Source organism: Longicatena sp. 210702-DFI.1.196, from assembly GCF_020563125.1.
In the GTDB taxonomy this organism is placed as follows: domain Bacteria; phylum Bacillota_I; class Bacilli_A; order Erysipelotrichales; family Erysipelotrichaceae; genus Longicatena; species Longicatena caecimuris.
Genome location: NZ_JAJCPX010000010.1, coordinates 1 through 23,617, shown reverse-complemented (window position 1 = coordinate 23,617; position 23,617 = coordinate 1). Strand labels below are relative to the sequence as shown.

The window sequence follows — 23,617 nt, the reverse complement described above, 5'->3', positions numbered from 1 at the left end:
TTACTTCACCACCTTTGGTACATGTACATGTCCTGCTTTTACGCTTTTCGCATTGCTTAAAGCATCTTCCTGAGAGATTACATTTGCGACCACATCTTCACGCAGGAATTTTGTTTCTGCTTCGAATGGATAGATCATCTCTTCCACACCTTCGGTATCAATTTCATTTAGTACATCAATCTGTGACAGCAGTTCTTTAAACTCTGCCTGCAGCTCGACGACTTCATCATCGCTGACATCAAACATGATATCATGCGCCAGTTTCTTAAAATATTCTGCACTATACGCTTCCATATGTTCCTCCTACTCCATTAATTGTATAACGGTTACCTTACTGCTGCCTTTTTCTCTTTGCATTGCGCCAATTAAGACATCATCGCTTTTTAAACGCACCTTAATTGCAAAGCTAGTGCTAGAGAAAATTGACAGCGATGAATTTACCTTCTGCATCATCGCATTGGCTTCCGGCCATGTCTTCGCATGCATGGAAATATCAATTGTTAAGGATGCTAATTCCTTATCCTTGAAATGTCCGGTACCAATCACGGCAGTATCTTCCGGGAAGAAATTTTTGATTTCTTTTACCAGGCGATCAAAGTAAGTCGCATTGGTACTGTCTAGCTTTGTTGCGGCACTGCTTGGGAATAAGGCCCAAGCTTCATTCAGCCTACTGTATTCACCAATCGTCTTGGATTCAAAATAGGCTTCTTCTATAAAGGTTCCCGGTAAGGTCGTATTCACACCGCTTTCCTTAAATAAGGTTACATAGATTGGTGTCTTTTGGCCGATTTCCGGATGGGTCTTACGCAAGTAGCTGACAACCTTACGGCCTACCTCTTCCCCATACGCCCGTAATTTCGCATCACTTACGATGTCTGGATTGACACTGTCACCAATTTCATCATTGAGGACAATACCTAAAGATAACCCTTCTAAATCCTTACCATCATACCAGTCTAGCTCATAGATATCAATAAGTAAGACATCCTGACTGCCAATTTTTTTCTTTCCGTTATTGGTATCAATTTCGGTACCGATTGCCGGATTCATACCATTCGGATTCTTTTCACTCGTTCTGCCTAATAAACCGACACGATCAAGTCCTGTCGCATCTAAGGCATCATAGCTCAAAAACTGACTTTCCTTATAAGCATAATCATCCGGTGAAAAATGTTCTTTGGAAAGGTTCATCATTCCTACCCCAATGATCATCGCTTCATTCAAATTGGTCGTATAGGCATGTTTGATGCGTGAACTGCTTGCCTCAAAGGGCAGTAAAGCCGCATAGTCACCTTCATGAATGACTGTGGTCTCTTCACTGGTTGTATCTTTTTTCGGTTTATTGGAACTACTGTTACAGCCGCTTACTACTAGGATAGCCGCTAAGGCAAGTAATCCTGTTGTTTTATGTTTCATGATGTCTTCACCTCCTGTAAAAAGGTTGCTTCATCCATCGTCGCAACGCCTAAGCTTTGCGCCTTTGTCAGTTTACTGCCGGCAGCTTCGCCATAAATGACCAGATCTGTCTTTTTTGATACAGAGCCACTCACATTAGCACCTAAGGATTCTAAAAGCTCCTTAGCTTCATTGCGTGTCATCTGTTGCAAACTTCCAGTTAAGACAACGGTCTTACCAGTGAACATACTTTCCTGAATGATTTCTTCCTCACTATCCATACGTAAACCAAAGCCACGCAGATGATCAATCAATTCCACATTCTTAGGTTCTCGGAAGAAGGCCACGATACTTTGCGCTGTAATATCGCCAATATCTTTGATAGCAACCAGCTCTTCTTCACTTGCGGCCATAAGTTTCTCCATCGTAAGGAAATGTTTTGCCAAGACTTTGGCTGCTTTTTTGCCAACCTGACGAATGCCTAAGCCATAGACCAAATCCTCTAAAGGATTCTGTTTGCTTGCTTCAATAGCATCAATAAGTTTTTGATAAGAACGTTCCTTAAAGCCTTCCATCTGTAAAATTGTTTCTTTATGATCTTTTAAATGATAAATATCCTCGATCGTATTTAACAACCCTTCCTTATGGAAGAATTCGACTTTTTTATCGCCTAAGGTATCAATATCCATGGCATCACGACTGGCAAAATGGATAATACTTTCCACAACGCGGGCCGGGCAATCCTGATTGATACAATAATGCGCTGCTTCATCGCTCAATCTCACTAACGCACTGCCGCATACCGGACATTCCTTAGGGAACACATAACGCGCCTGTGTTCCGTTGCGACGCTCGATCAATGGCCGTACAACTTCCGGAATGATATCTCCGGCTTTGCGCACAACAACATCGTCCTGAATACGAATATCTTTTTCCTTGATCATATCCTCATTATGCAGCTGTGCTGCTGATACACTAGTACCGGCTACACGAACCGGTTCCAACACCGCATTGGGGGTAATCCGACCGGTTCTTCCTACGGTTAAGACAATATCTAGCAGCTTAGTGACAACTTCTTCAGCCGGAAATTTATAGGCAATGGCATACCTTGGGGCTTTCACGGTCGTACCTAATTGTTCCCAGGCTGTCAATTCATTCACTTTGATGACCATACCATCAATTTCATATGGAAGATCATTACGCTGCTCACTCATTTCCTGAATAAAGCTCCATACCTCATCCATGCTGTTACATACTCGACGTAATGGATTCACCTTGATATGCAGCTGTTCCATTGTTTCTAACGCTTCTTCATGTGTCTGTATCCCAGCGCCTAAAGCATCCTCATAATAATATAAGAACGCATCCAGTTTTCGACTAGCCGCAATTTTACTATCTAATTGACGAATACTGCCAGCTGCCGCATTGCGGGGATTCGCAAAAACATCTTCGCCATTCTTTTCACGTTGCGCATTGAGTTCCGCAAAGCTTTTCTTTGGCATGAAGACTTCTCCACGTACCTCCACATCGCCCATGCGTTCAATGTGCATCGGAATGGAAGCAATCGTACGAACATTATTGGTTACATCTTCACCCACAAAGCCATCGCCGCGGGTCACCGCCTGTACAAAGCGGCCATCGTGATAATGTAAAGAAATGGCAAGTCCATCCATTTTCAATTCTACCACATAGCTCACCTTTGGCACGATACTGCGCACACGTTCGTCAAAAGCCTGCAAGTCTTCCAAATTAAAAGCATTGCTTAAGGACAACATCTGCTGTTTGTGTGTTACCTTGGTAAACACATCTAAAACCACACCGCCAACTCTTTGGGTAATTGAATTGGGATCTCGATATTGCGGGTAAGTATCCTCTAGCTTTAACAGCTCCTGATATGCCTGATCGTATTCCGCATCTGGCACACTGGGCTGATCCAATACATAATATTCATACGCATAAGTATCTAATTGTTTTCGTAATGCTAATATACGCTGTTGCACGTCCATATGTCAGCCTCCTATTTCTTGCTTAGAGATGGATGATTCACATTGATCTTACGAATGCCAAATCGCTTATCAAAGGCAATTGCCGCAAGTTCACCTTCCAGTTTAATGACCACACCATCACCAAAGACACTGTGATTCACCAAATCTCCTTTACGTATTCTGCCCTTTTTCTTATGTTTCATTTCACTTTTTCTATCATTTTGACTCGCCTTTGCCCCACCCATCGACGTTTCTTCATCATTAGGGAACGTTTGGATCATATCATCCTGATGTTCCTCATGAAACTGCGGTGCTTGAGAGGATAAAAAGGCATTTCCGGTAAATGTATCAACATCACTCGCAAAATGATTTCGTGGCTTAGCGCCAACTTCTTCTAAGTATTCTTCCGGCAGTTCCTTAACAAACCGTGAGGTTGTCTTTAGCTTATCTAAGACATAGCTATACCCATAAGAGTCTGATAAAAACAGCTGTTTTCTTGCGCGGGTAAAGGCCACATAGGCCAATCGGCGCTCTTCTTCCAAAGCTGCTTGACCTCCCTCGATAACACTTTTATCATTTGGAAATATTCCTTCACACAAACTGTATACAAAGACATTATCAAATTCCAATCCCTTTGCCGCATGAATCGTCATTAACTGTACAAAATCACCACTGCTATCTGCCTCTTTATCGGTATATAAAGAAATCTCCTGTAAATATTCTTGTAAGGATCCCTGCGGGTTATTTTCCACATAGTCGGCGATATCGCTAATCAATTCCTTGATATTTTCCAATCGCTCGATTTCTTTATCTTCCCGCAGCATATCCAGATAGCCACTATCTTCCAATACCTTTTCCAACAGTTGATCAATGCTGATTTCATCCACCAGCTGACGGCATTCTTCAATCAACGCCACAAATGCCTGAATATTAGCCTTTGCCTTGCCTTTGCCGATTTCATACTGTTTGATTATTTCATACATATTGGTATTATCGTGTTCCGCCTGCTGCTCAATCAGCTCCATCGTTTTTGCGCCAATACCGCGTTTGGGCATATTGATGATTCGTTTGATGGAAAGGTTTTTATACAATTCCTTTTCATCATCCTCTTGTTTTGGTGCCAACAAACGTAAATAGCTTAACGCATCCTTGATTTCTGCACGATCATAGAAACGAATGCCCCCATAAATACGATAAGGGATGCGAAAATCCAACAACGCTTTTTCCAGTCCGCGTGATAAATAGTTAGAACGATACAATACCGCTATATCCCGATAGCAAACACCGCTGTGGGATAAAGCCATGATACGGCTGGCAACCCAAACCGGTTCATTGACATCATCCATTGCCGTAAAGTGAATGATGGGATTATCCCCTTCCACTTCCGTAAATAAGTCTTTCTCAATACGATTGCGGTTATTGCGGATCAAGGCATTCGCCCCGTTCAATATCGGCTGTGTAGAACGATAATTCTGATTCAAAATGACCGTCTTACTGTCAGGGAAATCACGTTCAAAATTCATGATGATATCCACTTGCGCACCACGCCAAGTATAAATGGTTTGATCCGGATCACCGACCACACATAAATAGCTGTGATCACCTACTAACAGACGTATGATAGCATACTGTAAATTATCCACATCCTGAAACTCATCAACATGGATATATGTAAAACGACGCTGCCATTTTGCCCGTACTTCTTCTTTATCCTTTAAGATACGGTAAGCAAAAATTAACAAATCATCAAAGTCTAACCCATACATCTCTTTCAGACGTTTTTCATAATAAGCATACACATCAGCCTTGATCTGCTCTCCTGCCCATGGTCCGGCATTCGCTTTTGCCATCACAGGATCTACAAAATTAGTTTTATTGGCACTGATATAGCCCAACATGGAATTATAGCTGTAGCTTTTCACATCAATCTGCATTTGTTTATAAGCATCCCGTAAAATGCTTTTTTGATCATCACTATCCAAAATCGTAAAATTGCGAGGATAGCCTACTTCTAAGATATCCTCTCTTAACAGACGTACACAAAAGGAATGAATTGTTGAGATCTGGACAGCCTTAGCCACCTCGCCAAGCATTCCTTCTACACGTTCCTTCATTTCTTTAGCTGCCTTATTCGTAAAAGTGATCGCTAATATTTTATTAGGATACACCTGCATCTCTTCTATCAGATACGCGATTCTGGTCGTCACGACACGCGTCTTTCCACTGCCAGCTCCTGCAATGATACGCAGATGCTGATCTACTGTATGAACCGCCTCTACCTGCTGTTTGTTTAAATGTTCTAAAAACGACACAAAATCACCTCCCGCTTATTATACTATACTTTCCTCATGATTTCCTTAATATAAAATGAATTTCTTCGCAAATCTTTACAAACCTTTAACTCGCTTAGATGCAATGTACTTTGCATAGTCGTCATACTTCGACAAGGTTTCTTTCTGGCTGCTTGTATGATGAAGGTGGCACTTGTTTTCTAAGATAAAAAATGATGATCGCAGCAGGGGCAGCCATATGGAAGGAATGGGAATATTACAAAATATTCAGAAAAACAAAATAGTATTTTCTTTGCGACTATATTATAATAAAACAGATAACTTTATTTAATGGGGTGTTTACATGAAGCAGACAAAAAAAGCGCAGAAACCGAAGCGTTATTATACAAGAACAATTGATCTTTTCTTTTTATTGATCTTCTTAATCATCAGTATTATTTCTTTTACCATTGCCTTTAGCTTTGGTATTCTTCCACATACCTGGGTATTCATGGGTGCAGTCGTAATTTTCCTTATTTTTATCGGATTATTCCTTGTCAGTTTACGCAAGATGCCAAAATGGTTTATCCTGGTTAAACGTGCCTTCATCATTGTATTATGTGTCATCATCGGAGGCAGCGGGTATTTCTTAAATAAATCACGCATGACTATCAATCGCATGAATCAAAATGCCCAAAGTTCTATTACCAAATTACATATCTTAACCGCTAAGAACAGCAATATTTCCTCTATCAAAGACTTGGCAAATAAAACCATCGGTTTTCAAAATGGAGTAGATAAGAAAAATGCTGCCTATGCACAAAAACAGTTACGATCTTCTATCGCCAATATGCAGGTAAAGGAAGAGCTGGATTATACAACCTTATTATCAGATCTTAGCCTAAATGAAGTACAGGCGATTGTCATGAGTGATGTATATTATGGTATGTCAAAATCTAATATGAAAGATTTTGAAAAACAAGTCACCATTCTTGACACGATTGAAAAACCAAAGGAAAGCAGTCAAAAGGAAGAAAAAGATATTACAGAACAGCCTTTTACGATATATCTGAGCGGTCTGGATAATATGGGTTCTCCAGATCAACAGACACGTACAGATACGAATCTGATCTTAATCGTCAATCCCAAGGCCAATCACATTGATATGGTCTCGTTGCCTAGAGATGGTTTTATTCCGAATACAGCATTACAAAATGCAAATGATAAACTGACACATACCGGTTTATATGGGGTGGATGCAAGTGTGGAAACCATTGAACAGTTTTTCAATATCCCGATTGATTATTATGCCCGTGTCAGTTTCAATTCACTGATTGAGATTGTAGATACGATTGGCGGCATTGATGTGGATGTCGAAATTAATTTCTGTGAGCAGGATGAAAATCGCAGTTTCAAGAAAGAAGATTTGATCTGTCTGAAGAAAGGTAAACAGCATTTAAATGGTAAACAGGCACTGGCTTATTCCCGGCACCGTAAGACAGAAGGCTATGACAATGCCGGCCGTGAACGCGCCCAGCAGCGTATCATCAAAGCCATCATCAATAAACTGATTTCACCAAGCGCTATTACTTATATTAATAAGCTGTTAGATATTGCGCCAAACTATGTCATCACCAATATGCCGACTTCACAAATTACCAGCTTTGTATCAAATGAATTAGAAGATTTGAAACCATGGACCATTTCTTCCATATCTAGTGATAATGGCGTATATGATAATCAATATACCGCCAGCCTTTCTAGCGAGTATGGCAAAAGTGATGTATATCTGTTTGCCAAGAATGAAGTTCATGCTGTAGTAAATGCATATGATGGTGCCAGCCAACCATTGGATATGAGCAATTATCATTTTGATGTAAGTAATCTTTATCAGGATACTCCTGCCATTAATGAAGATCCTCATATCGTTTGGGATACGATGGCCGATAATCCTCATTAAATAAACATTCAAGACGATTATGAAAATAAGAGCTACCTTTTGGGGGCAGCTCTTTTCTTTTAGATTGCTCTGGTCGCTTCACGAAGCCAGCTTTGTTCTTCTTCCTTTAAATAAGGAGAAATCTTTTCATATACTTCTTGATGATATGCATTCAACCATGCTTTTTCATACTGTGTTAATAAAGATGCATCAATACCATCCAGATCAAAGGGCACAAACGTAATGGTTTCAAAATACATAAATTGACCATATTCATTCTTTTCACCCTTGCATACGACCATTTCATTTTCATGACGAATACCATGAGAGCCTTCGACATAAACACCCGGTTCATTTGACTGCGTCATACCTTCCTCTAATACACAGCTATCATTTCTTTCTGGTACAATGCGCCAGCGGAAACCATTTGGACCTTCATGAACATTCAATACATGTCCTACGCCATGACCGGTACCACATTTATAATCTAGAGCAAGATCCCATAATGGTCCTCTTGCCAAAATATCCAAGTTTAAGCCACGACAACCATATAAGAAATGTGCTTTTGATAACGCGATATGGGAACGCAATGCTGTTGTGAAATGATGCTTGATTTCATCACTGATAGCACCTAACACAAAGGTTCTGGTAATATCGGTGGTGCCTTCCAAATACTGTGCGCCACTATCTACCAATAACATGCCTTCCGGTTTCAATTCGGCATTTGTTTCCTCATTGGCACTATAATGCATCATTGCCGCATGTTCCTTATAAGCCGATATGGTATCAAAGCTGATATCGAAACAGCCCTGTTCCTTGCGTAATGTTTCCAGGTATGCACTGGCACTGATTTCGGTAATCGTTTCTTTACCGATCTTGGCTTTTAACCAATACATAAATTTACACATGGCAATCGCATCCTTAATGTGTGCTTTTCGATTATTCGCCAATTCAATCGGATTCTTCATCGCCTTCATAAGTTGGCTAGGATTAGGACGATTTATTACGGTAATCTCCTTATGCAGCCCTGAAGTAATAGCATAATTCACGATCGTTTTATCCAACAGCACAACAGCATCTTGGGCAATTTTTTTCACATCCTCATAAATGGCATCGTATGGACATATGACAATAGCATTTTCTTGCAAATTATCACGTAATTGATCATCAAGCTTGCTTTCATTAATATATAAGGATGCACTGTTTTCATCAATGATCAGATAACTTAGCATTACCGGGAAGTGGGCAATATCCCAGCCACGCATATTCAAGATCCAAGCAATATCATCCAAAGATGTTACGATATGATGTGTCGCTTTTTCTTGTTTTAGGACAGCACGAATGCGTTTCAGTTTTTCTTTTGTACTTTCTCCACTGTAGCACTCTTCTAAAAAGAACCCTTTCTTTTTGGGCAATGCCGGTCTGTCTTTCCAGATCATTCCTACCAAATCTTCTTCACAAGCAAAAGTACTTTTTTTCGCCTGTAATTTATCCGCTAGTTTTTCCACAAGGGCAGTGTTCATTACGCGCCCATCAAAGCCTACCGTACCATGTTCAAAAACATTTTCATATAAATATTCTTCCATCGTAGGGACGCCTTCTTCACCTTGTTTCATTAAATCAATCGTTGTTCCCTGTAACTGGTTTTCAGCCTGAATAAAATAGCGCCCATCCGTCCACAACGCTGCCTTATCCTGACATACGATTAAAGTTCCCTGAGACCCACTAAAACCAGACATATATTTTCTTGCCTTAAAATGTTCTCCCACGTATTCGGTCTCATGAAAATCGGATGTTGGAATGATATAGGCATCCATATGGCGTTCTTTCATCAGCGAACGCAAAGCTGTTAGTTTTTCAATAATCGTCATAGCATTTGCCTCCTCATCAATCGTCTATCCTATTGTACCTCATTTTGCATATTCTGCCCACTCCTTTACGCAAATATGCGTTTAAAAAAAGAAGTGATGTTTCATCACTCCTGTGCATCCTCCATATTTTTATACGAAAGAATAACTATGTGATAATGCACTATATCTTTGGCATGTAAATGCGTATAAGAGAAATCTTTACTTTCCTTAGCAAGTATCCCTTCTTTACCACAGAGATACCATTTTTCATGGAAGAGTTCATGTTTTTGCTCATCATAGAAAGTCAGTTTTGCAACTATGTAAGAAACGGCTTCAGGAAAATAATTTGTCAATGTCCCATGCAGGTGGAGCGTGTCATTCATATCGATAAAGGAAGTAAGCTTTGTGATGGATAGCCTTTTCTGCATTTGTTTCTTTACTTCTGATAATGCCTTTTCTTTTTCTTTGATTTCTGTATCCTTTTCTTCCCATCGTGTGCGTATCACACGATTTATCAGAAAAATCACTGCTAATTCTGCATACATGAGTAAACCAAAAGGGCTTTTTAGAAAGAGGAAGATCTTTCCCAAATAAGGAATATGAAACATATATTTTCCGATAATATCTGAACGTGTTGTTTCATAATTATCATAATCTTTTGCACTCGCACCTTGTGTTCGATAATAAGTTATTCCATCTTTGACCTGTGTCTTCTTAAAATAATGCGTCAATAAAATATCTTTACCAAAACGATTGGCATGAAAGGTAACGATAGTATCTGGCTGCAATGGTTCATCTTCATCAATCCGTTTACTGAATACTAGAGAATGTGTAGGAATGATCGGCTCCATGCTATCCGTTAATACCGTATAAAAACGATAACCGATGAATTGAGAAGTCTTTTCCGGCCAAAAGACAGCACTTAACAGACATGATAAAAGTACTGTCAAGAGGGCAGCACTTATCAATTTTAGCCATTTTTTTCTCAATTGCATGACAATCTCTCCTTTAACATATTCTATCTTAAAGAGAACCTCCTTTTAAAAAAACCGTCGTTCGACGGCTTTTTGCTTAACTATGACTTGCAGTACCTGTCACTTCAACATCTAATGTATTACCAGCTAAAGCTTTATTTTTTACAGTGACTTCTACCGTATATTCATTATCACCACTTGTTAAAGTAGTATCTGTATAGTTAGCATCTGTTTTAGTTAATGCTACTTCACCTTTTTTGATTGTGACATCAACATCAGCAGCATTTACAATATTTTCTCCATTTTTCACTGTAGGTACTAATGTCATCGTATTCACATTGTTACCAGCATCTGTTACTTCAAATTTAGCTGTTCCAGTATACGCTATACTATCTTCTCCAATTGTATCTGTACCTTCTACAAACGTCATATTTGTTGCGGCAACTGTAACGCTAGAATTAGCAACAGTGATCTGACCTGTTGATGTTCCACTTAATGTATCCCAAACAGCGTAAGTTCCTGCTGATGTTAATACGATGGCACCAGCGGTAGCGAGTGATAATAATGTACTTTTTTTCATGATAATTCTCTCCTCTTCAAAGTAATGTTTTTCTTGCAGACAATTTATGTCTTTTTCTTTACATCCTTATTGTAAGCCAGAAAAGGAAAGTTGCATAATGCTAATAGCATCATATCTGGTTATGTTTTTTTCGCATAACTACATAAACTCATATTCTTTTTTCAAAATATCAAGAAAGATTTCTGCTGCACTGGATAAAATCTCTCGCTTTCTTTTTATAATAACGAAATTTTCCATGATATCGCAATTTTTAAAACGCAGACTGCGAATATTAGAATGTCGCAATTCATCTATTTGCCATTGATTTCCTAATAAAAAGGCTTGAGCGTGATTGATCATGTTGATAATAGCATGATAATTACTCATCGTAATCATTTTTTTAAAATCCGATAACAACGTTTTGTTGATGGTTAGTGATTGATTTAAATCAGAAAAGAAATCTTTCGGTAAATGTATATAAGGATACTCAATTAACTCTTCAGCATCGACAAAGCGACTATCTTGTAACGGTATCTTTTCGTTAACATGTACATATAATGGCTTACGATCCATTACCATAACTTCAATTTCTTTTATCTCTGCCATTTTTGAAAACACGCCAAGTTGTAAATCATTCAAAATCGTAATGCCGATTTCAGAGCGTAGCTGTACCACATTTTGTAAAACTTCTTCTGCTGTGGTTTCAATGAAATGTATCTCTGTTTCGGCTGAAGAAGCACGTTTATAAAATTCCAAAATCATATCATCATGTAGAAATATAGAATTTACAGAAATTGATAGTTTACTATAGATTTGCTCATTTTCTAATTTTTTCAAACGCTCTAATACACGAAACTGATTTAAAATCGAACGTGCATAATAGTAAAGGAGATTACCAGTAGGTGTAAGGGTGATACCACGATTTGAGCGGATAAAAAGTTTTCTCCCCATTTCTTCTTCTAATGCGTGAATTGAACGACTTAAGCTAGGCTGACTGATATAGAGTTTTTCCGCTGCTTTGTTGATACTGCCGCAATCAGCGACCTCAACAAAATTCTTTAATTGATCCTTTTTCATAACATTCTCCCATATTGTATAATATGATTGTACCATGTTTATTTCAGATATGATATTCTTATGATTAAATGTATATGAAAGATTCTAAAAAAACGAATAAATCCATGATGATAGTTTCTTATAAAGATGACATGTCATCGATATGAAAATTAAGGAATCGATCAAAATGAAACTACATTCGAAACACCGTTAGAGAATCAATACTTTTTAGTTTTGTCTATGGTTAACAGCATAGGAACCATTGGCTGTAGCAACAAGCGCATTGCTGTCAGAAAAGTGTGCAATTGCTCGAGCTTGAACGATGCGGCTTCCCACATGATCACAATAGCCTTCAATCACCAATGTTTCATGCTCCGCTATCCCCTTATCAAAGTTTACAGACATTTGAATCGTTGGTGTAAAGCTGGCATCACTAAAGATATAGGATGCACATCCCATCGTAATATCCATAGCGGTTGAAAGCATGCCTCCATGCATATGCCCGGCAGGATTTAATTGCCATTTTTGCACAGGGAATTGTAATATCACCTGTTTTTTATTTATGTTGATAGAAAGCACGCGCATTTCCATCATTGCATTAATCGTATTTTGGGCCTGTAAACGGCGATTGATAAAGTCATGTAAACGCTGCTGTATATAATCCTTTTCCATAACAATACCTCCCATGCCTCTATTATAGATACATTCCATAAAAATAACAACGCAAAGAGCATGGAATCTAACTGCTAAGATATTCCTTGCTCATCCATAAAGATAGTAACTTTTCTTTTAAATCATAATTCAATTGCGTAGAAAAACGTATACTCTTTTGCTTATAGAAAAAGAAAACAACCCGCTTGTACAGGTTGTTTGTGTATTGGTTTTAGTTTACCTCTTTTTCTAGCTTTGCGATACCAACTTCAATACGCTTTAATGTTTCATCTTTACCTAAGATATGCGCAATTTCAATAGCTCCACCCGGAGTGAACTGTTTTCCCGTAATAGCGGTACGTACCGGCCATAAAATCTGCCCATTTTTCATTTCCATCTGTTTCGGCAATGCTAACAGTAATTCATGAAGGGTTTCTTCATTTGACCAGTCGTTCAGCTCTGATAAAACCTCTTTCGCAGCTTTTAGCGCCTTTAAGGCAATTTCATACGTTGTCTTCATCTTCTTATGAACATACATGGCAATATCATATTCCGGCAATTCATCAATAAAGTCAATACTTTCCGGTATCGTGGATAAAACATCAGTACGTGGCTGCAAAATGCGCGCTACAGCCATCATATCCACAGGGCGATGAACGCTTTGTTCAATATATGGTTTTGCCAGTTCATAGAATTCTTCAACGCTCATCTCACGTAAATACATACCATTCATCCAAGTCAGTTTATCAATATCAAAGATGGCTGGTGATTTAGAAATACGTTTAATGTCAAATACTTTAATTAATTCTTCTAACGTATAAATTTCCTGTTCTGTTTCCGGAGACCATCCTAATAATGCGATGTAGTTTAAAATAGCCTGTGGAAGATAGCCTTTCTTGACTAGATCCTGGAAACTGGCATCCCCATTACGTTTGCTCAACTTATGCTGTTCATCCTTCATAACCGGTGGAACATGTACATATGTTGGAATGTCCCATCCATAAGACTGATAAATCAGATTGTATTTTGGTGTGGAAGACAAGTATTCGTTTCCACGTACGACATGGGTGATTCCCATTTGGTGGTCATCAATGATATTCGCAAAGTTATATGTAGGATACCCATCAGATTTTAGCAGTACACTTTCATCTAAGATACTGTTATCCACTTCGATACGTCCATATACTTCATCATCAAAATAGGTTTCGCCACTATGCTTGATGGTCTGACGTACGACATATTTCTCGCCATTTGCGATACGTTCTCTTGCCTCTTCAACAGAGATGTGTTTACATGGATCATCATATTTAAAAGAGATACCAAGGCTTTCGGCTTCTTTGCGCTGTTTTTCAATCTCTTCTTCACCGCAGAAGCAATAATGTGCACCACCAAGATCAACCAATTCATCGGCATATTTTTTATACATAGGCAAGCGTTCAGATTGAACGTATGGTCCAAAATCACCACCAACATCTGGCCCTTCATCATGGGTTAAACCGACCTCTTTTAATGTATCGTAAATAATATCTACGGCACCCTCTACTAAACGTTCTTGGTCGGTATCTTCAATACGAAGAATGAAGTCACCATCTTCATGCTTTGCGATCAAATATTCAAATAAAGCAGTTCTCAGGTTACCGATATGCATATAACCGGTAGGGCTTGGTGCAAATCTCGTTCTAATTTTACTCATATATGTATTGTCACCCTTTCAATCAGCATACTAATAATATAATAAAGAAATGGCATTGGCAATGAATTTTTTATCCATTTCCAAACTTTTTCGAAAGTTTCCTTAAAATAATGAAATTTGTTGTTGACAAATGCATGGTTTTTTATTAGAATATCGGTGTTGCCGAAATTGGGGTATAGCCAAGCGGTAAGGCACCAGACTCTGAATCTGGCATTTCCTTGGTTCGAATCCAAGTACCCCAGCCATATAAAAAATGAAGTCGCAGATGCGACTTTTTTTGTGCAAAAATGATTGCTGGGGTGCTTGGATGTGTTAGTTTATAATCAAGGTAATTACCAAAAAAAGTGCTCGTCTTCCTTTTGGATTTCTTGCACTTTTTTCATTCTTTATCGTTTCTCCCCTAGTTATGTCCCTTACGATTACAGATGACCTATTGTATCACCTGTATCATTTTAGCCTATAGAAAAAAGGCAAAAAATCTTTTTCCTTTAAATAGACGCAATACGACATTGCATAACTTTGGTAAGAAAATCTTTCTTATATGTTCTTCCTAATTTCACTTTATTTTGATTACTTAATAAAACATGCGATTTTTCAATCTTATTTATATGACAGAAATTCACAAGCATCCCATTAGATGCCTGTATGAAAACATCCCCTTTAAAATTTTTTAACTTTTCTCTATTACGATATATCTGCTTGGACGTTGCATAATTCAAATAATTTCCTTCTGAATATATACAAATAATTTCTCGCAAGTAAACCACCATCTCATTGCCTTCCTCATCCTTTGCAATAAGATAACGATTTCTGCGATCCAGCTCCTCTTTCACATCTTTCATATAAGTTTCAAACACAGAATCCAAATCATTTTTTCCTATAAAACGGAATACTTGATATTCATAACCAACCATTGATAACTCCGTATGGCTAGTTAAAAATAATATCAAAGCATTCTTATATAATGAATGAATTTTCGTAGCTAGCGCAAAGCCATCCGTATGTGGCATTTCGATATCCAACAGATACGCATCATATTCTTGTGATAGATCAATCGTTCTATCATCAGCTAAAACAACATCAAAATTTATGTTATCAAGGCTTTTTAATTTCTTGTATATCATATCACGCATATCTTTGCTATCATCACATACAACAATTTTATAATTTTTCATAACCCATGCCCCACCTTTTTACTGTTGCATTATTTCACTGTTGCGATAAAGCGATGCATGATATCCTTTGGTAAGATAATTTGAAATGCATAGCCATCCTTTTGAAATTGCAAAATGCCTAGCGTATTTTCGGTTTGTAACTTTGCCTCAATCTTTCCTAGCTGTACCGTTTTTGCCGAAGTCAGTTGTTCTAATTCGTATCCATGACGCTCATTCACTTTATTCACAATCAAATGTAATAAAGCATGTTTTTCATTGACGTAAAAAGAGTATGTGCCACTAAGTGCTGCCCATGCATCTGATGAACAATCCTTTTTTGTAAAGGATATTTCAAATTGTCCATTGCTTACAGAATCAGCTATGTCAGCTACTGCATCTTCGATAAAAGCTACATCTACACCATAGTTTTTTTGGATATCTTTACTGTTCACATTTGTCATCATACCGTTTTCACAAACAGCTGTTTCCTTTTTTTGCATTATTACAAAAAGCATGAATATACCTATCAAAAGAATACTTATAAAGATAATAAGGTTCTTTTTTTCCTTTATCATAATTTTCACCACCGTTTATATTATACTATATTTTTATATAACATCATAGAAAGCATCACTTAATTTTACAATTCTTTACCGTTTTTTTATAATACGTAGTTTTTCCAGTATGTTCATCCCAAATTTCTGTTGGTTGCATTCCATACCTAACTCTCGCTAATAAACTACTATCTGAGAAATACTTACCTGTTTGTTTTTTCATTGTGCCTAACTCACAAGTTTTAGAAAAATGTTTACCTTTTTTATTATAACCACTAGCTAATATATAGCTTGAATACTTTTTTTCTCTAGATTGTGCTTTACCTATCCATCCATTTTCATAAATCTCACCTGTCTTAATTGTTAATATAGTATCATATTTTGTTTTACCACTAACAGATTTCGTGGTTGTGACCTCACCTTTTGGTATACCTAAAATAGTAGTTGCTATTGCCAGTAACGAAATTTTAAATTGCATGGTACTTGGAACCAAACTAGCAAAACTTAAAACAATATTAGCTAAAGTATTTAACGAACCAATCTTACTTTTTGATTGAAGATTATTATCATAACTATATAAATATTTTTTAGTAATACGTTTTTTTCCATTACTTGTTCTACTCTTTGAATTTTCATATATAACTTCTTCTTTAACAACATATTTATCAAGTTTTGCATTAATTTCTTCAATATCGGACGATTGCTTCACTATGTTTTCATATGTTTTAGGATTTAAAACTTTCTTATCTTTTATAGCCTTTTCTTTGATTTCTTCATCTAAAGAACTTGATTCTTTACCATAAACTACCTGCATACTGCTGAAAAGCATCAATAAAGCCATACTAAAGTTAATAACTTTTTTAAATTTCATATTTTCATACCTCATCTTTCACTAGCATTATAAATATCTCACCTCTTTCTTTCCATATACCTGCTATGATTTTGCATTCTCTGCTAATCTTTTACACAGTAATCATCGTAATTGCGTATTGGGATATGCTTTTCAACTATATCGCATAAAGAAAAGATGGCACATGTTTCATACCATCCATCTTATACCTTATGCATGTTTTAAGAAAGCTACATATCCTCTTGTTGTTTCATAGATATCTGCTTTTGAGGCGATTTCCCATGGTGCATGCATATTATGCAATGCGACACCACAGTCAATGACTTCCATATCATATTGTGCCAGAATATAGGCGATCGTTCCTCCGCCGCCCTGATCAACTTTACCAAGCTCAGCTGTCTGATAAGATACGTTTTCTTTTTCCATGATATTTCTTAAAGCTGCGATATATTCTGCATTTGCATCATTACAGCCACCTTTTCCACGTGAGCCGGTGTATTTATTAAAGACAATACCTTTTCCCATGTATGCGGAATTTTTAGGTTCCATAACAGATGCATAGTTAGGATCAAAGGCTGCACTTACATCACTGCTCAGCATGCGAGAATTAGCTAATGCGCGACGTACTTTTAATTCGCTGTAATCTCCCAAACAATTCATGACTTCTGCCACCATATTTTCAAAGAATTTTGATTCCATACCGGTTGCCCCGATACTTCCAACTTCTTCTTTATCCACTAATAAACAAACAGCGCTACGATCAATTTCTTGCATCTCTAATAAAGCCATTAAAGATGTGTATGCACAGATGCGATCATCATGACCATATCCCATTACCATACTGCGATCCAATCCATAATCTCTTGCCTTGCCGGCAGGTACAACTTCGATTTCCGCAGATACAAAGTCATCTTCTTCGATCTGATAGGTTTCTTTCAACAGCTTTAAGACATTCATCTTCACTGCGTCTTTTTCTTCATCCTTAAGAGGAATGCTGCCTACCGTGATATTTAAGTCTTCACCCTCAATAACCACACTACCTTTTTTACCTAGCTGATCACTTGACAAATGAACTAATAAATCACTGATACCGACAACCGGATCATTTTCATTTTCACCAATGTTCACCTGCACACTGCTGCCATCTTTACGAACGATGACACCATGCATCGCAAGTGGCAATGTAACCCACTGATATTTTTTGATACCACCATAATAATGGGTTTCCAGCATTGCCAGATCTTTATCTTCATATAAAGGATTCTGTTTTAAATCCAGACGTGGGCTGTCAATATGTGCACCAAGAATTTTCATTCCTTTTTCTAAAGGTTCTTTACCAATCAAAAATAAGGCAATGGTCTTCCCCATATTATTCGCATACACCTTATCACCTGGCTTTAAAGTTTCCTGATTGCGAATGACATCTTCCAGATTACGATACCCGTGTGCTTCCGCAATTTTTATACTTTCTGTAACACATTCTCTTTCTGTTTTACATTCCGAGATAAATTTCTTATAGCCTTCAGAGAAGTCCATGACTTCTTTCATCTTTTGCTCATCATATTTGTTCCATGCAATTTCTCTCATTTTCATTTCCTCCATTCTGTATGACATTATATAACTGTTTGCCTTTTGATTTCAACTTAAAAACTTTCTATGTTCAACAGCTTTTTACTCAATGCTATGTAAGCAGGATCCGGGGATGAATTTAATATCGTAATATCATGATGACCATCCTCTGTTTGACAAGTTCCATGCTTCTCTAGCAATTCTAAGACATGGCGGCTGGTGCCGGCATTGCCATCCACAAGAGCTATTTGATTTCCTACGATATGACGTATCTGTTCACGGAAGAACACAAAATGTGTACAGCCTAATACGATACTATCTATACCTGATAGATCATAAGGGGCAAAGTATTCCCTTAGCGTAGCTTCCACAAGAGCATGATCTTCCAACTTATCTTGTTCAACTAATTCTACTAACTTAGGAGTTGGTAATTTATAGATACAATGCTCTTTCTGATAGCGTGACATCAGTAACTCAAATTTTTTCTCTTTCAAGGTGAAGCGTGTTGCCATAACGATGACCTGTTGAGCCTGCTTTCCTTCAACAGCAGGTTTTAAGGCTGGTTCCATACCAACGATTGGTAAGTGCGGATAACGCTTGCGCAGTTCTTCTACACAAGCACTCGTTGCGGTATTACAAGCAATCACAATCGCTTTTACACCTCTATTTACCAATTCATCACATATCTGTATGCAGCGCTGTGTGATGTCTGTACGCGCTTTTTCTCCATATGGCGCAAAGGCAGAATCGCCAAAGTAGAGATATCGTTCTTTTGGCATCCATCTGCGTAATTCTCTTAATACGCTGATGCCGCCAAGTCCGGAATCAAAAACCCCTATTGCTTTTTCTATTTCCGTCACATCATCACTCTCCTCATAAATCATTACTGCCTTATCATTATACCCTTTTTTCTTCATTCTTTCATCTAGTTTCAATAAATTTTACACACGGAAGGAAAGTTTCTGCAGACCTTAAATCATTTCGCATTCTCTAGGATTCTTTTCTTACTATGTAAAATTTTAAAATTGCATAAAAATCGTGTGACAATGGTTTTTGAAGCATTAAAAAAAAGCCCATGTTAGAAAAAATAAGATTCATTGAGAAGTATATTGACAGATACTGGAAATAAAGGTATGATATGAATATATTAAGAATCATTCTTAAATATGGAGGAAAGTTTATGAGCAAACATGTAAGTATAGATATACGAGTACCAGTTGAAAATGATAATCCGGCAATACGACGAATTGAGAGCTTATGTATTCGTTGCGGACAATGTAAAGAAGTTTGTAAGAAAGAAATATCTGTCGGTCATCATTATGATTTATTAAAAACAGAGGATACCGCCATTTGTATTCATTGTGGACAATGTGTAAATGTTTGTCCAACAGGTGCTTTGGTTGAGCGTCAGGATTGGATGGAAGTAGCGGATGTCATTAAAAGCGGCAAGAAAAAAGTGGTGGCAATCACGTCGCCAAGTGTGCGCGTTGGCTTAGGTGAAGAATTTGGCATGGAAGCCGGAAGCTATGTAGAGAAACAAATGGTTGCAGCTCTTCGCAGTGTTGGTGTGAATTATGTATTCGATACAACGTTTGCGGCAGATTTGACCATTATGGAAGAAGCCAGTGAACTGATTGATCACATTCAAAACAAGAAACCATTACCGCAATTTACCAGCTGCTGCCCGGCATGGATAAAATTCGTTGAAACCTATTATCCACAGCTATTACCAAATATTTCATCTAGCAAATCTCCAATCAGTATGTTTGCGCCGACCATTAAAACATGGTTTGCGAAGAAAGAAGGAATCGCTCCTGAAGATATTTATATAGTAGCCATTACCCCATGTACCGCAAAGAAATTTGAAATTACCAGAGAAGAATTTCATGATGCCGCAAACTATCATCATACCCAAGGGTATCGTGACTGTGATAAGGTAGTTACCACAAAAGAGTTAGCGAATTGGCTGCGTGCAGAAAATTTAGATCTAACTAGTGTTGGGGAAAGTGACTATGATAGCCTCATGCCTAGAGGTAGTGGTGCCGGTGTCATCTTTGGCAATACCGGTGGTGTTATGGAAGCTGCTGTAAGAAGTGCCTATTATTTTCTTACAAATGAACAGCCTGGTGATGATTTATTGAAGCTTGAAGCGATACGCGGGCTTGCCGGTGTACGTGAAGCCAGTGTAACGATTGCCGATATTCCTGTACGCGTTGCTGTTGTGCATGGTACAGATAATGCCCGTAAATTTATTGCGCATATGGAAGAAACCAAAACACATTATGACTTTGTGGAAGTTATGACATGTCCTGGTGGTTGCATCGGCGGAGGCGGACAGCCAAAGCATATCGGTGAAGATATGCAGGATATCCGTAAAAAACGCATTGCTTCATTATATGATAAAGATGCTTCTATGAGCTTGCGTAATTCCCATGATAATCCACATATCAAAGCTGTCTATGAAGAATTCTATGGCACACCTTTAAGTACTTTGGCCGAAGCTTTATTGCATACGACCTATCATGAACGCAAAGATTTAGGTGAAGATCCCGCTGTTTACGCAAAGGCATTTGAAGCTGATTCAACTGTAGCAGGAACACCTACATCTTCTGATGTGAAATATCGCTGTACGATCTGTGGCTACATCTATGAAGGTGATATCACAAAGGAAAGTGACGACTACAAGTGTCCGATTTGTACGGTTCCTAAAGAAATGTTTGAATTAGTTAAGGAGCCAGCTACACAAGCACCTGCAGAAGAAACAAGTACGGATGTAAAATATCGCTGCACGATTTGTGGTTACATCTATGAAGGTGATATCACAAAAGAAAGCGATGACTACAAGTGTCCGATTTGTACGGTTCCTAAAGAAATGTTTGAAAAGATTGCATAAACAATAGACCTCATTGCCAAAACAATGAGGTTTTTGATTTATTTTTATGAAAGACTTGGCTTCTTTCACATTTTTACGATACAATAATGGACAGTGAGGTATTCCTATGGAAAAAATTAATTCAATACAACAATTAAAAGATTGTTTAAAGGCACATGCCATCGTTTGTACGACAGATAAAAAGGGGATGGTGTATGCTATCCAGCATAAAGATGGTGTTCGCATACAAAATGAATATTCCCGTTTTATGCTTTCAATGGAAGACTTTCTGGCATTATATGGCAATCAGACCTTCTATATTTATGAAGAAGAAATGATAGAAGAAATCGCAAGTGAAAAGGATGAAGAATACTATAGTTGGTATCATAAATAATAGCTGCTTGAGCTTCATCGCCATCTTACGCAACTGCTTAATGAATATTATTAAGCATATGTCGTTCTTGCCTTCACCTTGACTATCATTATGAAAAAAGTACAGGTTACTGATGATCATTTCATCATCAGCTCTCTGTACCTTTTTTAGAATTGATAAGGATTACGGATTATCTTCCTATCCCATTTGCGCATCGCCATACGATACATCGCCTTTGCATGAATCGTATCGTGCCAGATAAAACGACGCATGACCTTTGCCAGTGTCCATGCTTCATCATAATTTCCTATATAAATCTTATTATCTAAAAAATGCTCTTGTTTCTCTAATAATGCAAAAGCCTGTAAACGATTCTCATATATGTTTGTCAGGTTTTGCAGTGATACCTTTATTTCTCCCATATAATAAGACGTGACATTATTGGTATGTTCATACATTGCTTGTGCTGTTGTAGGAATCTTCCCATAAAAAGTCTTACGGGGAAATAGATCAGTGTATAATTTCTTAGGTATGCTTTGATATAAGGTAAGAAAATCATGCGCTGATTGTATGCAACGCTGTTTCAATATAAGATATTCTTCGATATGTAGGCTGTTTCGTTCACTATCAAATAGCACATCACTATCTGCATCCTGCACTTGTAAGGTACTGTCCTTTTCCTGAACTATGACGATATCTTCATTAGCTTTTGGGCAGGTCTTATCTAGCGCACACCATTTTTGATATCGCTGAATATCATGCAACAGTTTACCCTTTGCTTCTTGTAACGTCTTTCCTCTACCACTTGCTCCCGGATAATCTTCACTCCATAAAATGCCACCAATGCCATTATGTTCCCAGATTCCCCTCATATCACATTTCCTGCAAAATATTTTGAATCCATGCACATAAACGGCTGCTTGCCGTTTCCGCAACTTTTAAAACTTCTTCATGGGAATGTTTTTCTTTACAGATACCGGTTGCCATATTGGTTATGCAGGAAATGCCTAAGACTCGCATACCTAAGTAATTAGCCGCTATGGTTTCGGGAACAGTAGACATGCCTATGGCATCGCTGCCGGCACGCTCAAACATGCGTATTTCTGCCGCTGTTTCATAATAAGGACCTTGCCACATCGTATATACACCACTATGATAAGGTATCATTAAACGATCAGCTATTGTCTTTGCCAAATTTCTTAAATCTGAACTATATGGTTCAGACATATCTGGAAAGCGTGGACCAAAGCGTTCATCATTTACACCAATTAACGGATTCACAGAAACGCCATTGATAAAATCATCAATCAGCATTAAATCTCCCTGCTGAAACGTGCGATTGATACCGCCACAAGCATTGGTAATAATAAGATCATGTACCCCTAACATTTTCATCACAAACACCGGAAAGGTAATTTCCTTCATATCATAGCCTTCAAAATAATGAAATCTTCCCTGCATCACCATCACGCTTTTGCCATGCATTTCTCCGATGATAAGATTACCTTCATGTCCCGCTACACGTGAAATAGGAAAGTGAGGAATGCTGTCATAAGGTAGAGTGATAGGATGTTCGATTTGTTCACTTAACTGACCTAAACCACTGCCTAAGATCATCCCTACTTCAGGAGCCTTGTTTATATGCAATTGTATATAAGATTTAGCCTCCATTACATCATCATAAAACATAGTGCTGCCTCCTTTACTTTTTCTTACTTTTATTATAAACGATATAAGAAGAAGAAGGAATACATATCCCTATTTTATTATGGAAGGATACTGATTGAGCAATCGAGTAGGGTGAAATAAATCACCCTTTCACACCACCGTACGTACGGTTCCGTATACGGCGGTTCGTTTTAATTTCAAAGCG

General features: G+C 37.9%; 20 protein-coding genes and 1 tRNA gene. 4 read left to right on the top strand and 17 right to left on the bottom strand.

All coding sequences use genetic code 11. The features are described from left to right. The 4 genes from gatC to LI241_RS06280 are packed head-to-tail and all read right to left on the bottom strand — an operon-like array spanning position 1 to position 5,692. Positions 1–294, bottom strand: coding sequence for an Asp-tRNA(Asn)/Glu-tRNA(Gln) amidotransferase subunit GatC (gene gatC, locus LI241_RS06295; RefSeq protein ID WP_008689732.1), 294 nt, complete (start codon positions 292–294; stop codon positions 1–3). 9 nt (positions 295–303) lie between these two features. Continuing rightward, on the bottom strand, positions 304–1,416 hold the full coding sequence (locus tag LI241_RS06290) for a CamS family sex pheromone protein (RefSeq protein ID WP_008689733.1): 1,113 nt from the start codon (positions 1,414–1,416) through the stop codon (positions 304–306). Next, positions 1,413–3,401: an NAD-dependent DNA ligase LigA gene (ligA, locus tag LI241_RS06285; RefSeq protein ID WP_227151079.1), complete on the bottom strand. Its 1,989-nt coding sequence runs from the start codon at positions 3,399–3,401 to the stop codon at positions 1,413–1,415. Before ligA ends, LI241_RS06290 begins: the two co-directional genes overlap by 4 nt. Positions 3,402–3,412: 11 nt before the next feature. Then, a complete protein-coding gene (locus LI241_RS06280) occupies positions 3,413–5,692 on the bottom strand; it encodes an ATP-dependent helicase (RefSeq protein WP_008689735.1) in 2,280 nt (759 codons plus the stop codon). Between the two features lie 322 nt (positions 5,693–6,014). Between LI241_RS06280 and LI241_RS06275 the strand changes: the two genes are divergently transcribed. Then, a complete protein-coding gene (locus LI241_RS06275) occupies positions 6,015–7,610 on the top strand; it encodes an LCP family protein (RefSeq protein WP_008689738.1) in 1,596 nt (531 codons plus the stop codon). Positions 7,611–7,669: 59 nt separating this feature from the next. Here LI241_RS06275 and LI241_RS06270 read toward each other — a convergent pair whose 3' ends face one another. The 6 genes from LI241_RS06270 to gltX all read right to left on the bottom strand — a co-directional run bounded on the left by LI241_RS06270 (position 7,670) and on the right by gltX (position 14,372). Then, positions 7,670–9,460, bottom strand: a complete 1,791-nt coding sequence (locus tag LI241_RS06270; protein ID WP_008689739.1) for an aminopeptidase P family protein — start codon at positions 9,458–9,460, stop codon at positions 7,670–7,672. A 104-nt stretch (positions 9,461–9,564) separates the two neighbouring features. After that, positions 9,565–10,434 (bottom strand): S24/S26 family peptidase, encoded by an 870-nt coding sequence (locus LI241_RS06265; RefSeq protein ID WP_008689741.1) that lies wholly within the window; start codon positions 10,432–10,434, stop codon positions 9,565–9,567. A gap of 76 nt (positions 10,435–10,510) precedes the next feature. Further along, positions 10,511–10,993 carry a hypothetical protein gene (locus tag LI241_RS06260; protein ID WP_008689743.1) on the bottom strand — a complete coding sequence of 161 codons (483 nt, stop codon included), beginning with the start codon at positions 10,991–10,993 and terminating at the stop codon, positions 10,511–10,513. Positions 10,994–11,131: 138 nt separating this feature from the next. Continuing rightward, positions 11,132–12,049 carry a LysR family transcriptional regulator gene (locus tag LI241_RS06255; protein ID WP_008689744.1) on the bottom strand — a complete coding sequence of 306 codons (918 nt, stop codon included), beginning with the start codon at positions 12,047–12,049 and terminating at the stop codon, positions 11,132–11,134. A gap of 207 nt (positions 12,050–12,256) precedes the next feature. Then, entirely contained in the window at positions 12,257–12,700 is a 444-nt protein-coding gene (locus LI241_RS06250; RefSeq protein ID WP_008689746.1) for a PaaI family thioesterase, read from the bottom strand. A gap of 211 nt (positions 12,701–12,911) precedes the next feature. Next, the gene (gene gltX, locus LI241_RS06245; protein WP_008689747.1) at positions 12,912–14,372 is read right to left on the bottom strand and encodes a glutamate--tRNA ligase; all 1,461 of its coding nucleotides are present in this window, start codon (positions 14,370–14,372) and stop codon (positions 12,912–12,914) included. A 169-nt stretch (positions 14,373–14,541) separates the two neighbouring features. Here gltX and LI241_RS06240 point away from each other — a divergent pair. Continuing rightward, positions 14,542–14,617 (top strand) — tRNA-Gln (locus tag LI241_RS06240). Positions 14,618–14,860: 243 nt separating this feature from the next. On the opposite strand, the gene LI241_RS06235 is transcribed toward LI241_RS06240, so the two are convergent. The 5 genes from LI241_RS06235 to murI all read right to left on the bottom strand — a co-directional run bounded on the left by LI241_RS06235 (position 14,861) and on the right by murI (position 19,416). Then, entirely contained in the window at positions 14,861–15,547 is a 687-nt protein-coding gene (locus LI241_RS06235) for a LytTR family DNA-binding domain-containing protein (protein WP_008689749.1), read from the bottom strand. Between the two features lie 29 nt (positions 15,548–15,576). After that, complete coding sequence (locus tag LI241_RS06230) at positions 15,577–16,041, bottom strand: hypothetical protein (protein WP_128130491.1); 465 nt, start codon at positions 16,039–16,041, stop codon at positions 15,577–15,579. 115 nt (positions 16,042–16,156) lie between these two features. Further along, positions 16,157–16,951, bottom strand: a complete 795-nt coding sequence (locus tag LI241_RS06225) for a hypothetical protein (RefSeq protein WP_008689753.1) — start codon at positions 16,949–16,951, stop codon at positions 16,157–16,159. A 189-nt stretch (positions 16,952–17,140) separates the two neighbouring features. Next, on the bottom strand, positions 17,141–18,517 hold the full coding sequence (locus tag LI241_RS06220; RefSeq protein WP_008689755.1) for an aminopeptidase: 1,377 nt from the start codon (positions 18,515–18,517) through the stop codon (positions 17,141–17,143). A 56-nt stretch (positions 18,518–18,573) separates the two neighbouring features. Next, the gene (gene murI / locus LI241_RS06215; RefSeq protein WP_017144569.1) at positions 18,574–19,416 is read right to left on the bottom strand and encodes a glutamate racemase; all 843 of its coding nucleotides are present in this window, start codon (positions 19,414–19,416) and stop codon (positions 18,574–18,576) included. Between the two features lie 263 nt (positions 19,417–19,679). Between murI and LI241_RS06210 the strand changes: the two genes are divergently transcribed. Together LI241_RS06210 and LI241_RS06205 are read left to right on the top strand one after the other, a co-directional pair. After that, on the top strand, positions 19,680–21,392 hold the full coding sequence (locus tag LI241_RS06210) for a [FeFe] hydrogenase, group A (RefSeq protein WP_227151077.1): 1,713 nt from the start codon (positions 19,680–19,682) through the stop codon (positions 21,390–21,392). A 106-nt stretch (positions 21,393–21,498) separates the two neighbouring features. Further along, complete coding sequence (locus tag LI241_RS06205) at positions 21,499–21,765, top strand: hypothetical protein (protein WP_008689758.1); 267 nt, start codon at positions 21,499–21,501, stop codon at positions 21,763–21,765. Positions 21,766–21,911: 146 nt separating this feature from the next. On the opposite strand, the gene LI241_RS06200 is transcribed toward LI241_RS06205, so the two are convergent. Next, entirely contained in the window at positions 21,912–22,616 is a 705-nt protein-coding gene (locus LI241_RS06200) for a hypothetical protein (RefSeq protein ID WP_008689759.1), read from the bottom strand. A gap of 1 nt (position 22,617) precedes the next feature. Then, complete coding sequence (locus LI241_RS06195; RefSeq protein WP_008689760.1) at positions 22,618–23,433, bottom strand: purine-nucleoside phosphorylase; 816 nt, start codon at positions 23,431–23,433, stop codon at positions 22,618–22,620. Positions 23,434–23,617: the final 184 nt, after the last annotated feature.

Excerpts from the sequence above, each read along its gene's own strand:
- gatC (WP_008689732.1), bottom strand. The coding sequence starts at position 294 with ATGGAAGCGTATAGTGCAGAATATTTTAAGAAACTGGCGCATGATATC.
- LI241_RS06290 (WP_008689733.1), bottom strand. The coding sequence starts at position 1,416 with ATGAAACATAAAACAACAGGATTACTTGCCTTAGCGGCTATCCTAGTA.
- ligA (WP_227151079.1), bottom strand. The coding sequence starts at position 3,401 with ATGGACGTGCAACAGCGTATATTAGCATTACGAAAACAATTAGATACT.
- LI241_RS06275 (WP_008689738.1), top strand. The coding sequence starts at position 6,015 with ATGAAGCAGACAAAAAAAGCGCAGAAACCGAAGCGTTATTATACAAGA.
- LI241_RS06270 (WP_008689739.1), bottom strand. The coding sequence starts at position 9,460 with ATGACGATTATTGAAAAACTAACAGCTTTGCGTTCGCTGATGAAAGAA.
- LI241_RS06265 (WP_008689741.1), bottom strand. The coding sequence starts at position 10,434 with ATGCAATTGAGAAAAAAATGGCTAAAATTGATAAGTGCTGCCCTCTTG.
- LI241_RS06260 (WP_008689743.1), bottom strand. The coding sequence starts at position 10,993 with ATGAAAAAAAGTACATTATTATCACTCGCTACCGCTGGTGCCATCGTA.
- LI241_RS06255 (WP_008689744.1), bottom strand. The coding sequence starts at position 12,049 with ATGAAAAAGGATCAATTAAAGAATTTTGTTGAGGTCGCTGATTGCGGC.
- LI241_RS06250 (WP_008689746.1), bottom strand. The coding sequence starts at position 12,700 with ATGGAAAAGGATTATATACAGCAGCGTTTACATGACTTTATCAATCGC.
- gltX (WP_008689747.1), bottom strand. The coding sequence starts at position 14,372 with ATGAGTAAAATTAGAACGAGATTTGCACCAAGCCCTACCGGTTATATG.
- LI241_RS06235 (WP_008689749.1), bottom strand. The coding sequence starts at position 15,547 with ATGAAAAATTATAAAATTGTTGTATGTGATGATAGCAAAGATATGCGT.
- LI241_RS06230 (WP_128130491.1), bottom strand. The coding sequence starts at position 16,041 with ATGCTTTTTGTAATAATGCAAAAAAAGGAAACAGCTGTTTGTGAAAAC.
- LI241_RS06225 (WP_008689753.1), bottom strand. The coding sequence starts at position 16,951 with ATGAAATTTAAAAAAGTTATTAACTTTAGTATGGCTTTATTGATGCTT.
- LI241_RS06220 (WP_008689755.1), bottom strand. The coding sequence starts at position 18,517 with ATGAGAGAAATTGCATGGAACAAATATGATGAGCAAAAGATGAAAGAA.
- murI (WP_017144569.1), bottom strand. The coding sequence starts at position 19,416 with ATGAAGAAAAAAGGGTATAATGATAAGGCAGTAATGATTTATGAGGAG.
- LI241_RS06210 (WP_227151077.1), top strand. The coding sequence starts at position 19,680 with ATGAGCAAACATGTAAGTATAGATATACGAGTACCAGTTGAAAATGAT.
- LI241_RS06205 (WP_008689758.1), top strand. The coding sequence starts at position 21,499 with ATGGAAAAAATTAATTCAATACAACAATTAAAAGATTGTTTAAAGGCA.
- LI241_RS06200 (WP_008689759.1), bottom strand. The coding sequence starts at position 22,616 with ATGAGGGGAATCTGGGAACATAATGGCATTGGTGGCATTTTATGGAGT.
- LI241_RS06195 (WP_008689760.1), bottom strand. The coding sequence starts at position 23,433 with ATGTTTTATGATGATGTAATGGAGGCTAAATCTTATATACAATTGCAT.